The 13,827-nt window shown below is 57.1% G+C and carries 11 protein-coding genes; 1 reads left to right on the plus strand and 10 read right to left on the minus strand.

Annotation, left to right across the window (positions count from 1 at the left end):
• Positions 1 to 15 precede the first annotated feature (15 nt).
• Complete coding sequence (locus C7459_RS01990) at positions 16 to 648, minus strand: GNAT family N-acetyltransferase (protein WP_170119205.1); 633 nt, start codon at positions 646 to 648, stop codon at positions 16 to 18.
• A gap of 424 nt (positions 649 to 1,072) precedes the next feature.
• Here C7459_RS01990 and C7459_RS01995 point away from each other — a divergent pair, with 424 nt between their 5' ends.
• Entirely contained in the window at positions 1,073 to 1,669 is a 597-nt protein-coding gene (locus tag C7459_RS01995) for a J domain-containing protein (RefSeq protein WP_109685728.1), read from the plus strand.
• Positions 1,670 to 1,909: 240 nt separating this feature from the next.
• Here C7459_RS01995 and C7459_RS02000 read toward each other — a convergent pair whose 3' ends face one another.
• The 9 genes from C7459_RS02000 to C7459_RS02040 all read right to left on the minus strand — a co-directional run bounded on the left by C7459_RS02000 (position 1,910) and on the right by C7459_RS02040 (position 13,672).
• Complete coding sequence (locus tag C7459_RS02000) at positions 1,910 to 4,132, minus strand: cellulose biosynthesis cyclic di-GMP-binding regulatory protein BcsB (protein WP_109685731.1); 2,223 nt, start codon at positions 4,130 to 4,132, stop codon at positions 1,910 to 1,912.
• A gap of 31 nt (positions 4,133 to 4,163) precedes the next feature.
• Positions 4,164 to 5,372, minus strand: a complete 1,209-nt coding sequence (locus tag C7459_RS02005; RefSeq protein WP_109685927.1) for a glycosyltransferase family 2 protein — start codon at positions 5,370 to 5,372, stop codon at positions 4,164 to 4,166.
• Positions 5,373 to 5,404: 32 nt separating this feature from the next.
• Entirely contained in the window at positions 5,405 to 7,141 is a 1,737-nt protein-coding gene (locus C7459_RS02010) for a polysaccharide deacetylase family protein (protein WP_170119206.1), read from the minus strand.
• Positions 7,128 to 8,078: a diguanylate cyclase domain-containing protein gene (locus C7459_RS02015; protein WP_109685736.1), complete on the minus strand. Its 951-nt coding sequence runs from the start codon at positions 8,076 to 8,078 to the stop codon at positions 7,128 to 7,130. Before C7459_RS02015 ends, C7459_RS02010 begins: the two co-directional genes overlap by 14 nt.
• Entirely contained in the window at positions 8,075 to 9,253 is a 1,179-nt protein-coding gene (locus tag C7459_RS02020) for a hypothetical protein (RefSeq protein ID WP_109685738.1), read from the minus strand. The genes C7459_RS02015 and C7459_RS02020 overlap by 4 nt, the downstream gene beginning before the upstream one ends.
• Before the next feature lie 129 nt (positions 9,254 to 9,382).
• Positions 9,383 to 10,576: a tyrosine--tRNA ligase gene (gene tyrS / locus C7459_RS02025; RefSeq protein WP_425450708.1), complete on the minus strand. Its 1,194-nt coding sequence runs from the start codon at positions 10,574 to 10,576 to the stop codon at positions 9,383 to 9,385.
• 138 nt (positions 10,577 to 10,714) lie between these two features.
• Complete coding sequence (locus tag C7459_RS02030; RefSeq protein WP_146200927.1) at positions 10,715 to 11,548, minus strand: carbohydrate ABC transporter permease; 834 nt, start codon at positions 11,546 to 11,548, stop codon at positions 10,715 to 10,717.
• The gene (locus C7459_RS02035; protein ID WP_170119207.1) at positions 11,545 to 12,450 is read right to left on the minus strand and encodes a carbohydrate ABC transporter permease; all 906 of its coding nucleotides are present in this window, start codon (positions 12,448 to 12,450) and stop codon (positions 11,545 to 11,547) included. Before C7459_RS02035 ends, C7459_RS02030 begins: the two co-directional genes overlap by 4 nt.
• Entirely contained in the window at positions 12,407 to 13,672 is a 1,266-nt protein-coding gene (locus tag C7459_RS02040) for an extracellular solute-binding protein (protein WP_109685747.1), read from the minus strand. Before C7459_RS02040 ends, C7459_RS02035 begins: the two co-directional genes overlap by 44 nt.
• Positions 13,673 to 13,827: the final 155 nt, after the last annotated feature.

The raw sequence follows: 13,827 nt of genomic DNA on the forward strand, positions 1-13,827 counted from the left end.
AGTTCTCGTCGCTTTTTACCGATTCCGGGCTTCGAGAGCTCGGAGTACGTCTAGGGGGATGGAGTTGATGAGGTGGTATTTCTCCTCGTAGATGGCGCGGATGAGCGTGGGGATGTCGCCGGGCGAGCCTTTTACGAAGAGATGAAGCGGGATGACTTCGGTGGTCGGGTTGAGGGCGGGTTGGTGGTAGCGGATGTTGGGGACCTGTGCAAACCCTTGCTGGTGGAAAAAACGCCTGCGCCGCTCGAAGTCAGAATCATCCTCCGTTTCGAGCACGAGCCCGTCGAGCTGGGCATGCCCGGCGAGTTGGGCATCTCGTTGGAGGAGGAGTTCAAGTTGTTGGATCAGTTGCGCGCCGAGACCCTGAGAGCGTGCGGCGGGATCGACGGCGAGGTAGACGATGAAGCCGCGATTGGCACGGCTTAGATAATTCGCGATGGTGAGGGCGACGACGCGTTGGTGCTCGTCGTGCGCGATGAGCAAGTGAAAGGCGCTAGGACGGATCGTGTCTCCAAGTTGAAGGCCCCGGAGGAGCACGTCGAGGGGTTCGCGGACGATCTCTTCGAAGGTGGATTCGTAGAGGTGGAGAGCACTGGGTAGTAAGGGGTCTTGTGGGGTGGTGATGGAATGCCAAGTGATGAGCGCCATGTATAATACATCATCCTTCATAGGGGAGTAAGCTCGAGTTCTCGAAAACATCATCGGGCTTAACGTAGTCGAAATGTTCCTCGTAGTCGATCTATCTAAACGGCCAACAGTATTTCAGCAATCTGTAATCTGCTAAATTTTTATACCATATGGGGCTCTCATTCCTCATTATATCAGCTATATTCTGCTGTATACTACGTTTTTCAAAGTGCTCATCGATCCTCACGATGTACACTTCGCCTCTGCAAGGTGATATGAAGATTTTGTGGTAAAATGTTTAATACGGTCAGTTGATTCATGGTCGTTTCGTTTTCACTTTAGTAGAAGTATGTCACAACAAGCTTTGACAAAAATCGAGGTATAACTCGTGATTCTCCTACGATTTCAGGGGGTTCTGCTCACGATATGATCTGGAGGAATCCTGATGGATCAGAAGCTTTTTGCCAGTTTACTGCGTGATATGGAGCAAATTGACTGGGATACAGTTACCGATGAAGAACTCGACCGCTGGCATCTACTTCTCCAGCAGTGGAAGCAACAAGTCGATTTTGTAGCTGCAGAGGCAGCCGCGACCCGTGCCGAACGCTGGTGGAGTCAAATTCCTCGTGAGGAAGCTCGCACCATCCGACTGCTCCTCAAGGGCGCACGCTTGACCCCAGCCATCCTGCAAGGGGTGCCGGAGTTGTACCCGCTCTTGCTGTTGATCGACATACAAGACCCGCAGGTGGTGCAACTTTGGGCGAAGTTGTCTCCCGAGGCGCGTGCCGAACGGATCGAGGATCTGCGTCGCGCACTCTCGCTGACGGAAGTTCGGCGCACTACGTCTGCCCGTGAGGATCAGTCGGAGTCCAACCTGCTGGCCTACGAAGTGCTCGGATTAACTACAGCCGCAACATGGGATCAGGTTCGGAAGCGGTACAGAGAATTGGTGGCGCAACATCACCCGGATCGTGGTGGGGATGAAGGTTTGTTTCGCGCCATACACAAGGCATACAAATTGGTGGAGGCTCGTTTTTTGTAAGCCGCTATGTTGCTGATGTTTCACGTGAAACATATGGAAAAAAGGACTTGTCTACCCACGGGTGGACAAGTCCTTTTTTGCCACGGTGCTTTTCCTTTGTAGGGTTCTTGCTTCTATACATTTCTCATTTTCAGGCAGAAACGTCCTAGCAGTAACGTCCTATTCGAAAAGGTATCGTCAGCCTTGCCCGCGCCTCATTTCTACTCAGATCGTACGCAAGGCCATGTTGTATTTGGTTTCTTATTTCTTGCCTCGCTTCTTCCTCGAAGGGAACTCTGCTTCAGAATCGGGCTTTTTACTGGGTGGTTTCGGCTTCCACGGTTTCTTCCTCCGCCTCAGTTTCGGGCGCAGGATCAGACGCCAGATGTACCCGAGAATCGCCAGCACCGTGATCCCAAATGCCGTCGCGAACACCACCAGTTGCCCCTCAGACGATCGCAGGTATCCATAGCTTCCCCTCAGCTTGTCCACCACACGCTCTGGCAAACTCCGATACGGCTGCGTATCAATCTTCACCAGCACCGTCTGCTGATCTGCAGTTCGGATCGCCGCCGCTTCTTGCACCGCTCCGCTGATGTCTGTGCGCTCTGCCAGCACCTTCGCCGTCTCCATCAACATCTCTGCTGTCGGAGCGATGACAACCAACGCTATACCTCCCTGTGGGCGAAACACTTGCTGGATTGCACCACCCTTGCTCTGCGTGGTGTTCACCAGCGGAATCGTGTCGCTCTGCAATCCCTCTGGGGTCGAGCGGATCGCCAGCTCACGATGTTCGGCCATCACTTGCAGGAACTCGTTGTCCCCCGCCGTATCGAGCACCCAGACCTTCTGCCGCAACTGGGCATCGCTGTGGTAGCGCACAACCTCCAGTCCATCGTGCTCCACCCCTTGCGCGGCACCCGCGACGATCTGTGCGAGGGAAATCATCTCCGCAGAGGTCGGTTGGCTTGGCAGAACAGCCGTCGTCTGTTCCAACGTCGACGTTTCCGATAAAAACGCACCGGGGAAGTTGGCGAGTGCCGCCGTCTCCTCCTGCATGTGTGGGAGGACGAACTCGCTTTTCTCCGGGTCGATGCTCAGATACCTCCGCAGCCCCGCCGGAGTGCTGCTGTCCGCACACTCGTTGGTCTCCAGATACATCTCCGCCTGCACACTTACGCGCACAGCCTCCCCCACCCGCATCGTCTCCGGGAACGGGACAAACAGATCCAACCCCTCCGCCGTCTGCTTCGCCAATTTTGCACTCACCTGTGGCGAACCGTTCACCGTCGCGATCACCGCACTCCGCTTGTCATCGAGCAACGCGGAATACTTCATGTGCAGCTTGACCCCTGCCCCTCGCGTATAGTGCCACATCGGTGGCGTCTGAAACGTGTACCCGGCTGACGAGGTCTGCACATTGGAGAGGGTGATTTCGTTGTATCCCAATTGCTGCAACGTCACCCGACCTTCGGAAGTTGCCGTCTGGAGCGCATCAGGTTCTTGCTCCTGCAACGCTTGAGCGGCGGTCAGGAGATCCTCTGAGACCTCTGCTGTCGAGCCCGACAATTGCTGACGGAAGGTTGTAAAAGTCAGCGCTTCCGCTGCCATCTCCACACCACGCTCGGTATGCCCCGTTACATACAACACCGTCCGCTTGCCCTCCTCCGGCGAGATCACCTCGCGCAGGAGTCCAACATCACGTCCTGTGCTCGGCAGGTCTTGCAACCGCTTCTGCCAGCCTGCTGGAAGCTTCTCGATCTGCCCCACGACGATCAGATTGCGCGCATCCGTCTGCGGTTGCCAGTCGGTCAACTTGATCACCCGCGCAGACGATGCCTGCAAGGGCTGATGCTTCGCCAGCAAGTTGACCATGCGATACGCCACCGTCAACTCGCGGTCGGTCGCTGTATCGGGCACCACGATGTTGACGTTCCACGGGCCCGACCCCGATTCATTCAAAAAAGGAACCGGAAACATCTGCAACTCCGGCGTGACCGAGCGATCCGCAAAGTCGAGATGGATCAAAGACGACTTGTCCAGCACCAGCCAATTCGCCGGATCGGTCAGGTCGTCACACAACTCCCGATGTGAGCGCAGATTCGTCGCCACGCTGAATTGATGGAACCCCGCTGGCAACGCACTCGCCGGGATCTGCGCGGAGAGCGTGCCGTCACTTTGATTCTCCGCACTGAGCCACGCCGTCTTGTACGGCACTCCATCGACGAGCAAGCTCACACTGGAGAGGTCGCGCAATAGAGTCGCCGAGTGCCGGAAGTGGATCGTGAACTCCGCCTGTCGCACTTGCCAGCGCGGGGACACTTGCAAAAAATACTCATGCCGGCTGGACATCGGCGTCAACGTCTGGTTGGTGTTCGTGATAAAGGTGTTCTGAACCCCCTCAGCATGGGCCGTTGTCGTCGGGCACCACGCAAACACCAGACAGAGGACGAGCCACGTGGCCAGCCATCGTTTTTTGTTCATCTCGTTGTCACCCCTTGCTGGTCGACGTGCGTCAGAATCGGTCTGTTTTGTACCACACGATTTTTTCCTTTTTCAACGTGCTTTTCAACTGCAAGAACATCCCGCGCACGACGAGGTACAGCCACAGCTGCGAGTACGTAAAGTACATCAGCATCACCACGAACAAGTTCCGCCACGTCAGCTCCGTCCGCTCGATCTCCAGCGTCACCAGAATCTCGACGATGAACAGCACATAGGCGAGCAACCAGATCACCACATACGGCCCGTTCAACGACAATTTCACAACCCCAAACGCCGCAAGCACAAAAATCACATCGGACAGCAACACCCCGAGCAGAAACACAAAATACGTGAAGAAAAAATACAGGATGTCGAAGACCATCCGCTTGCGTTTCAGCTTGAACAGTTGCTTCACAAACTTGATCACCACATAGGAGTTCCCCTGCACCCACCGCGTCCGTTGCTTCACCCAGACGTTCCAGGTCTCCGGCTCTTGCTCCCACGTGATGCCAATCGGCATGAAGCAGATCATCTTGCCCGTCTCGTAGATGCGGATCGAAAGCTCGGTGTCCTCCGCGAGCGCTTTTTCATCCCACGAACCCGCCGCCTCCAAGACATGCCGCCAGATCACGAAATTGGTGCCGGGAATGCTCGCGATCTTGAAAAGGTGCCAGCGACCTGCCTGCACCATCCATTGAAACGAGATTGTCTCGATGTTGATGAAACGCGTCAGCAAGTTGCGCTTGGCGTTGATCACGCGGAACTTGCCGACGACCGCGCCGTAGTTCTCATCGCTGCAAAGTGTCGCCACCAAGCGACTCAACGCCGTGCGCTCTGGCGTGTTGTCTGCATCGTAGACGGCGATCACCTCACCGCGTGCCGATTCGAGGCCTTTGTTCAGGGCGGCCGACTTACCACCGCCTCCTTCCCCCGGCTTGATGTGGTACGGGCGGAGCATCGGGTATTCCTGTGCCAGTTCGTCGAGAATTTGTCCGGTGCGATCCTTGGAACGGTCGTTGACGACGATCACCTCGAAGCGGTCCGGCGGATACTGGAACGAACAGAGGGCACGGGCGGTGCGCTCGATCACCATCTCCTCGTTGTGCGCTGGTACCATCACGGAGACAAAGGGCGGCACAGCGGGCAACGCAAGCTGGTCCGCGAAGCCCTCCAGCTTTTTTTCATAGCGGTATCCAGCGATCGCCAGCGCGACGTGATACAGCAACATCACCCAGATCATGATCAAGGAAAACAAAAAGAGCTTGTCGACGTTCACTGCGACTCTCCCCCTTCCGGCCGCTCCTCGAACAACCGCGATCTCCGCCGTCTGCGCAGGAGGCGCACTTGGACCAGAAACACCGCGATCACCGTCGTCACGACGCTAACCACACCCCACGCGACGAAGTTGGAGAGTTTCTGCGCCCGACTTGGTGCGGCAGGTGCGGGCAGGGTGTCTGCTTGCAGAGTTTGTAGGTCCGCGTGCAACTGGCCCTCCCGCGTCGTGATCGTACCCCACGGAGTCGTCACCGTGTTCTCCACATTGCGCAGGTTGAAAAAAGTCAGTTTCATCGCCTGCATCCCCTTGACCAAGCGCTGCAAGTCCGCCAACGGCAAGTACGAGTGGAAAAACGCCCCCGTCTGCGAGCGGCGGACGATCTGGACTTTTTTCATGTTGGCAAGCATCTCGGGCACGACCATCGCCTGCTCGTCGTACACATAGCCTCCGTTTTCTGGATAGAAGGTCATCCCGCCTTGAAAGCTGTGGTGGATCGGGTACGGCGGCTCCATCGTGATGAACGAAGTATCGGTGAGTTGGAGATTCCCCACCACCGTGGAAAAGTACTTCGCCGCCACCTCGTACCCGTGGCGTGTCATCGCGTAATGCGGAGGCTCGAAGGCCGCCGGGTAGAGTTTGTTTTCCAACAGGATGTGCAGGCCGCGTTGCAATTTGTCCTGCACGTACTGCTCCTCGTCAGGGATCGGGCCTTTGTTCACAGAGTCCCAGAATTCGTACCCCTCGCCCGTTTCGGTGTCGTAGTATTGATGGGTGCACCCGTGCAGGATGAGCGTTGCGCCTTTTTCCTGTGCCTCCTGCAACGCTCGCACCAACTCGGGACGATCGGTGAGTTTGACCTGCTCCCCGCCGCTCTGGTAGATCGGGATCACCCCGATCAGAAACGGAATCTGCTCCCCGCTGAGAAAGGCGGTGATCTTGCGTATCTCCTCTGGGTCGCGCATCGGGTGAACGTCCTCGATCCGAATGTACGCGTCCTGTCGCGGCTGTACCTTCACGCAGAAAAACTCGAACAGCGAATCCGCAATCGCATAGCTCAACTCCCCAAACGCCACATACCGCCCGCAGGCAAAAACGACCCGACCCGCTGCGCTCCGGGTCGACACGACAAAAGGCGATGTGCGGCTGCCATTGCTCACCTCCGACCAGACTTGCACCGGAAGCGGGTCTGTCACGTGCCTCGCTTGCAGAGTTCCCGATCGTCTGACTTGCACCTGAATCTCCCGCACGTCGAGTGCGACATCGAGCGGGTAGTTCTCCCCGCGAATCACAAGTTTCGTCGCACTGGGCAAGACCTTCACAGCCGTAAACGGCAGTCCCGACACCACCGCCCCTGGATCATCGCCCATGAAGTACACCGCCGCTGACGAGGTACGAATCACCCGTGCCCAACGGTCCGGCAGTGAAGCCGTCCCTTGGCGATCTTGGAGGCAGACCATGTACTGCGCGTGCTCGACCGCCTCGCGGAGGCTCGCCTCCCCCGGAGCCTGTTCCTCCAGATTCACCGGCGTGATCTCCACCCCAAATGTCGCCAACAAGTTAAAGGCCGCCCGCATGAAGACCTGCTCGTTCTCATAGCCCGTGTGGTACATCAGGAGCAACCCTGGTCGGCTCTGGTCTTGCGCGTGGACGGCGGGGCACTGTAAGGACAGGTACAGGTACACCAGCACTGCCAGCATCGTCAGCGCGAGCCGCCGCGACTTAGCCCAAGTCAAATCCCAACTCCCTCTCCGCCGCTCCGAACACATCCTCCGCGGTGTGGCCTTGTTGCGGGGCGGTCGCCATCCCGAATCGCATCTGCAACGACACCTGTCGCATCCGCGAAGACCGTGCTTCCATCTGGAAGGACTCGAGGCAGTCATTCAGGCGGTCGCGGACGATGGCCGCGCTTTTTTGCGGTGTCTCGGGGAGGATCAGCGCGAACCGGGCGCGGTCGATTTTGGCCTTGCGATCGCTTTCCCGTGAGACGTCGTGCATGGTCTCGGTGATCGTGGTCAGCAACTTGTTGCTCTGCGCCTCCCCATAGATCGTCACGAACTCGTTGAAGTGTGCGATCTCGAACAACAGCACCGTGACCACTTCATTGATGTGCGCCTGTTCAAGCGTCAAGGTTTCCCAGGTTCCGCTTCCCTCCCCGGCGCGTTCACGACGGATGAAGTGCCGCTTCGCCCGCTCCAACTCCTCCTGCAGATCGAAGAAAAAGCGCTTCCGTGTCGTCAGCCCGGTCAACGGATCGGCCAGCAACAGCTCATCGACCGACCCGTACACCGTCTCATAGCGGTGCAACAGCGTGCGCACATAGTCCCCTAGATACCCTCCCGTAAAACCACAGAGCGGAAACAGGAAAAACCACAGCGCATCGACGCCTGAGATCTGCGTCGTGTCGTGCGCGATGAAAAACTGATACATATTGAAACTCCCGAAACCAAACACCGCAACCAACGAACTCAGCAACCCATACACACGCCCTCGCGCATAGCCGACCAGCAGGACGGCGACACAGAGCGAATACCAGAGGTAGGTGAAGGGTCGTGTCGGTTGACTGAACAGCGTCACGAACTGGGCGATGACCAGCACGATGACCGCCAACAAAAACTTCAGATCGAGCCGGCGTTGTTCCAAATGCTCGGCGCGGTCAGCTTGGTTGATCATGTGTGCATCCTCGCTTCCCTCAGCGCAAGCAGCGCTTCCAATTGGTCAAATGAATAGGCTTCGAGCGACTGGAGATCGACATAGCCGCCGCTGTACCGGTGATCCCCTTGTACTTGCATCTCCTCGAGACGTTGGAGACACATCTCCGCCAGCGCCTCCTCCCCCGCCCGGTGCAGGTAGATCGCCGCCAATGCATACACGGCGGGTGACTCCAGTTCTCCGATCGGGTTGCCTTCACGATCCACCGTCGCGGGGAGTCGATTCGTAGCGCGAAGCGCTTTTTGCAACAGCGCCGTCATGCCGTCTGTCGGGAGCTTGGCTTCCTGTGCATAGCAGGCGGCGACCAATTGCTCCGCCATGTGGGCATCGACCTCCACCGCTCCCCCCGTCTGGCGAAATCCACCGTTGCTTGGCACCCAAGCGGTCGCATACAACCCAGAGGGTTGGCGCGCCTCCTCCAGCAGATGCTTGGCGTGCTCATAGACGGGCTGGTAGGCGGGGTCTGTCTGGCTAAGTGCCCCCAGCACCGGTAGATTCAGATAGCGGGTCTGCACCGTTGCCGACTGTTTCCCGGTCTGGACGTCCGCGTAATCGGACAGCCAGCCGGATGGTGCATTGTACTGCAACAGGCCTGTTGCCAGATGCGTGGCGAGTCGGTGTGCGCGCTCGTCGCCAAACTGCTCCGCACCAGCCAGCAGCGCCCCGATCAGCCGCAGGTCATCGATCGAGGAATTCACGGTGCTCTCCACGCCCTTCTCCCCCAACGGTGGCACCACCCAGCGGACGAAGTACTCCCCTGTCAAAAAGCGCTGCTCCAGCAAGCGCATCTCGATCTGAAAAAGCGCGGCGTTCTCAGCAAGCACCGCGTACTCCAGCAACAGGCCGACCGATTCGGACAGCACCGCATGTCCCTTGGTCGTGTCTCCGCTCGTGACAGCTCCCGCCGTGGTCGGCATCAAGTTCGTGTACACGCCGCCCTGTGCATCGGTCATATGGGCGCGCAGGAACTTGTAGAGGCGTTCCTCTGCTGGATGCAGGTAGCGGGCAGGCTCGGGCAATGTCACCGTCTGTCGGGCATTCTGCGCCTGCTGACAGCTAGAGAGAACGATGGCGAGGACCATTGCACCCAGCAGGCCCGTTGCAACCCAGAGAGCGGTTTTCTTCGTCCTTGGCAAGCAGGCATCACCTCGTTTCTCCCTAGCATCCCACTTTTTTCTGGAAATGATGAATCGACCTGAGGGCCTTGCAAAAAAAGCCCCTGTCCTCAGCGAGGACAGGGGCTTACTTTTAAACTTCACAGTTGACTATTTCAGCTTCAGCTTGGCGAACTTGCGCTTGCCAGCTTGGATGATCATGCCGTCAGCGGGCACGAGTTGGAACTGCGGGTCTTCCACTTTTTCAGAGTTGATCTTCAACCCACCCTGTTGGATCAGGCGGCGGGCTTCCCCGTTGGACGGAGCCAGTTTCAACTCGGTCAGCAACGCGACCACCCACTTCTCGCCCGGCTCGACCTCGTATTCCGGGATGTCCTCCGGAATCTCGCGGTTCTGGAATACGGTCTTGAAGTAATTCTCCGCTTCCAGCGCAGCCGCTTCCCCGTGGTACTTGGTCACGATCGTGCGACCGAGCAACATCTTCGCATCGCGCGGATGCAGGGTTTGGGCTTCCAAGCCTTTCTTGATCTCGCCCAGTTCCTCCACCGTCACATCGGTGACCAGCTCGAAGTAGGTCGCGATCAAATGGTCGGGGATCGACATCGTCTTGCCGTATTGGTCATTCGGTTCTTCCGTGACGCCGATGTAGTTGCCAGCCGACTTGCCCATTTTCTTCACGCCGTCCAAGCCGACCAACAGCGGCATCGTGATGACCACTTGCGGCTCCTGACCGTCCTCTTTTTGCAACGTGCGCCCCATCAGGACGTTGAACTTCTGGTCGGTACCGCCGATCTCGACATCGCACTTCATCGCCACCGAATCGTAGCCCTGCATCAGCGGGTACATGAACTCATGCAACGAGATCGGCAGGTTGCCTTCGTAACGCTTCTTGAAGTCGTCACGCTCCAGCATCCGTGCAACCGTCATCTTGGACGCCAGCTCCAGCACATCTGCAAAGTTCATCGCGGACAGCCAGTCCGAGTTGTACATCACTTCAATTTTTGCCGGGTCCGCATCCAAGACTTTGAACGCTTGCTCCTTGAACGTCGCTGCGTTGGCCAACACTTCCTCGCGGGTCAACTGCTTGCGCGCTTCGGTGCGGTCGGTCGGGTCCCCGATCATGCCGGTGAAGTCACCGATCAACAGTTGGACTTTGTGGCCCATGTTCTGGAACTGACGCAGTTTCTGCAACACAACGGTATGCCCGAGCGTCAGGTCGGAACCGGTCGGGTCGATGCCCAGTTTCACGGTCAATTGCTTGCCCGTCTTGATGCTTTTGCGGACTTTCGCCTCTAAATCCTCTACCGGGATGACTTCTGCCGCTCCACGGGTTAACACTTCCATCTGGCGAGCAACCTCTGCCTCGACAGCCGGATCTTTTTTCACTTCTTCTGCCACGATATCCACCTCATTCGACCTGATTATTTCATAATCGCATAGTAGCATCTCCGCCCTCTACTGTCAAAAAAAGGCCGGTCAAGGTTATCCCTTGACCGCCCCTGCTGCAAAGCCTTGCAAGATATACTTCTGAAACAGCGCGAAAAACACCATCGCCGGGATGGTGACCAGCACCGCCCCCGCCAGTAGATAGTTCCACTCGATGCCAAACTGCCCGACGAAACTGAACAGTCCCACCGGCATCGTGCGCAGCTCATCGCGCGTGTTCAACGCCAGCGCGAACACAAATTCATCCCACGCGCTCAGGAAGCAAAAAATCGCACAGGACAGCAAGCCCGGCATCCCCATCGGCAAGACCACGCGGAAAAACGTTCCGCCAAATCCCGCACCGTCTACCCAAGCCGCCTCCTCGATCTCCGCCGGGATGTGCTTGTAGAACCCGTACATCATCCAGATCGCAAAAGGCAACGCGAACGTCACATTCGCGAGGATCAAGCCGAGGTACGTATTCAGCAAACCGAGTTGCTTCATTAAGACGAAGATCGGCAACAGAAACAACACCCCTGGAATCATCTGCGCCGTCAAGATGCCGAACAGCACCGTCTTGCGCCCGATAAAGGGCAAGCGAGCGAACGCATAGCCCGCCATGCTCGCCACCAGCACCGCGATGCCTGTCGTCGCCAGCGCGACGAGGATCGAGTTCAGCAGATAGCGCAGGAAGTTACCTTTTTGCCAAAGCGTGCTGTACGCCTGCAACGTGGGGTGTTCCGGCACCCACGTCGGCGGAATCTGGAAGATCTCGCCCGAGGGCTTCAGCGATGTCGAGATCATCCACAACACGGGAAACACCAGAAAGGCGAGGAACAACAGCGCCGCCCCCCACCAGAAGACGGTGAACAAAAGTCGCCTCCGCTTCACAGCTTCGCCTCCCCTCTCCCGCTCAACAGGCGGTTGTACAGGCTGGTCAGGATCGTGATCAGCACGAGGATCAACACCGCCAGCGTGCTCCCATACCCGAAATTGAAACTTTGAAACGCCACTCGGAACACATGCGTAACCAGAATTTCTGTCGCATGTGCCGGCCCACCGCCCGTCATCACGTAGATGATGTTGAACGAATTGAAGGTCCCGATCAACGACAGCGTACCCACCATAATCAAGGTCGGCTTCATCAGTGGCAAGATCACGCGCCAATATCGCTGCCAAGCATTCGCCCCATCGATCAGCGTTGCGTCGATTGTTTCACGTGGAATCATCTGCAATCCGGCCAGCAAGAGCAAGGTCATCAGCGGCAGCCCGCGCCAGATGTCCACCAAGATCACGGCAAACATCGCCGTCGTGTCCTGCCCGAGCCAGTTCACCGCAGGCCCGCCAAATGTCGCCAGCATCCCATTGGCAATCCCGAACTGGTCATTGAAGATCCAGCGCCAGACCAACGCTGCCACCACGGACGGAACCAGCCACGGCAACATATAAAACGAGCGCACCCAAGCAGCCCCACGCATCTTCACATTCAAGAGCAAGGCGCCGAGCATGCCGAGCACGACCTTGACCCCTACCGAACAAACGGTAAATACAATCGTATGCAGCGTCGCTTGGCGCACCTCCTGATCTCCCAGTGCCTTGATGTAATTCTCCATTCCGACAAAAGAGTCTTGATCCGGACGGATCAAGACCTTGTGTTGAAAGCTGAGCCACAACGTGTTCAGCAACGGATAGAGAATGACCAGCCCGAGGATCAGCAAGGCCGGTGTGAGGAAGAGGTAGGCCGAGCCGCTATTTCGATTGCGCCAGAATCTCGTCGACCTTTTTGGCCGCATCATCAAGCGCCTCCTTCGGTTGTTTCTTGCCCGCCAGAGCCTCTTGGACCGCGTTCGCGATCAAGTTGTCGATCTGCGGCCATTCCGGCAGCGTCGGATAGGCATGGCCGTTTTTGGCCTCGTTGATCAAGACTTTGAAGTTCGGATCGGTGGTAAAGCTCGCATCCTCCAGACCGGACTTGCGGTACGGGATGAATCCGATGAACTTGTTCCACTCCTGCGAATGCTGCTTGTCAGTGACATAGTCGATCCATTTCCACGATGCCTCTTTGTTTTTCGCCGTTTTCATCATCACGATGTGGTCGGTCGTCGCCAACGTGGCGGCTTGTTTGCCAACCGGATAGGGAGCGACCGCATACTTGAGATCCGGTTTCGATTCCCTGATCTCCGCAAAAAACCACGGTCCGGTCGTCGTCATGCCCGCGATGCCGTTGGTGAACATCTTGTGCGAATCGTTGCGCTTGGTGCTGAGCGCGGATTCTGGTGCTGACCGGTCCTTGCGGTAGATGTCCACGTAAAACTGCAACGCTTCAACACCTGCTGCGGAGTTGAAGGTGGCTTTTTTCAGATCCTTGGTGAGGATCTCACCGCCGTTTTGCCAGAGGAAGGGAGCCCAGAACATCGTGGTCTCCATCGAATTGTCACCGACGAGGCCGAATCCGAAGTGGTTGTCCTTGGTCATCTTTTTCGCGGCGTCACGGAACTCGTCCCAGTCCTTCGGTGCCCGGTCGTAGCCGGCATCCTGTAGCCAGTCGGTGCGGTAAAACAGACCGGTGGTGGTGAAGCCTTGCGGAATCCCCCACGTCTTGTTTTTCCACTGCGTCGTTTCCCAGGCGGACTCAACGAAATCTTGCTTGTAAGCGCTGTCTATATAAGCATCCAATGGCTCCAGTGCTCCCATCGCGGCGAGTTCTGTTGTCCAGCGACCTCCGTCCGTCGTGACATCCGGGCCTGCGCCCGAAGCGGCGGCCGCGATGAGCTTGTCATGACCTTGCTCCCACGGGATGAAGTCAACTTTTACTTGGACATCGGTATGCTCCTTGTTAAACTGATCGGCTAATTTGCTGTAGTACTCTTTCCACGCGCCCTCTCCCATCACCCAAGCGGTTACTGTGTTGGAGCTGGATGCGTTGCCTGACGAACTGTTGGAGGAACAGCCTGTGACGACACTGGTCATGATGATCGCCACACAAGCTACTTTCCATGATGTAAATAATTTCATTTGTATTATTGCCCTCCTTTATTTATTTTTTGCATAGGCTTTTCATATTGTACCTCACAATCGTTGGAAATAGTGTGGGTTTCCTTACATATTTTGGCCCTCATGTGGAAAAAAAAGACCCAGTCCGTGGCGGACGGGTCTTTTTGTTTCACGTG

The organism is Tumebacillus permanentifrigoris, assembly GCF_003148565.1.
Taxonomy (GTDB): domain Bacteria; phylum Bacillota; class Bacilli; order Tumebacillales; family Tumebacillaceae; genus Tumebacillus; species Tumebacillus permanentifrigoris.

Excerpts from the sequence above, each read along its gene's own strand:
- C7459_RS01990 (WP_170119205.1), bottom strand. The coding sequence starts at position 648 with ATGGCGCTCATCACTTGGCATTCCATCACCACCCCACAAGACCCCTTA.
- C7459_RS01995 (WP_109685728.1), top strand. The coding sequence starts at position 1,073 with ATGGATCAGAAGCTTTTTGCCAGTTTACTGCGTGATATGGAGCAAATT.
- C7459_RS02000 (WP_109685731.1), bottom strand. The coding sequence starts at position 4,132 with ATGAACAAAAAACGATGGCTGGCCACGTGGCTCGTCCTCTGTCTGGTG.
- C7459_RS02005 (WP_109685927.1), bottom strand. The coding sequence starts at position 5,372 with ATGATCTGGGTGATGTTGCTGTATCACGTCGCGCTGGCGATCGCTGGA.
- C7459_RS02015 (WP_109685736.1), bottom strand. The coding sequence starts at position 8,078 with ATGATCAACCAAGCTGACCGCGCCGAGCATTTGGAACAACGCCGGCTC.
- tyrS (WP_425450708.1), bottom strand. The coding sequence starts at position 10,576 with ATGGAAGTGTTAACCCGTGGAGCGGCAGAAGTCATCCCGGTAGAGGAT.
- C7459_RS02035 (WP_170119207.1), bottom strand. The coding sequence starts at position 12,450 with ATGCGGCCAAAAAGGTCGACGAGATTCTGGCGCAATCGAAATAGCGGC.
- C7459_RS02040 (WP_109685747.1), bottom strand. The coding sequence starts at position 13,672 with ATGAAATTATTTACATCATGGAAAGTAGCTTGTGTGGCGATCATCATG.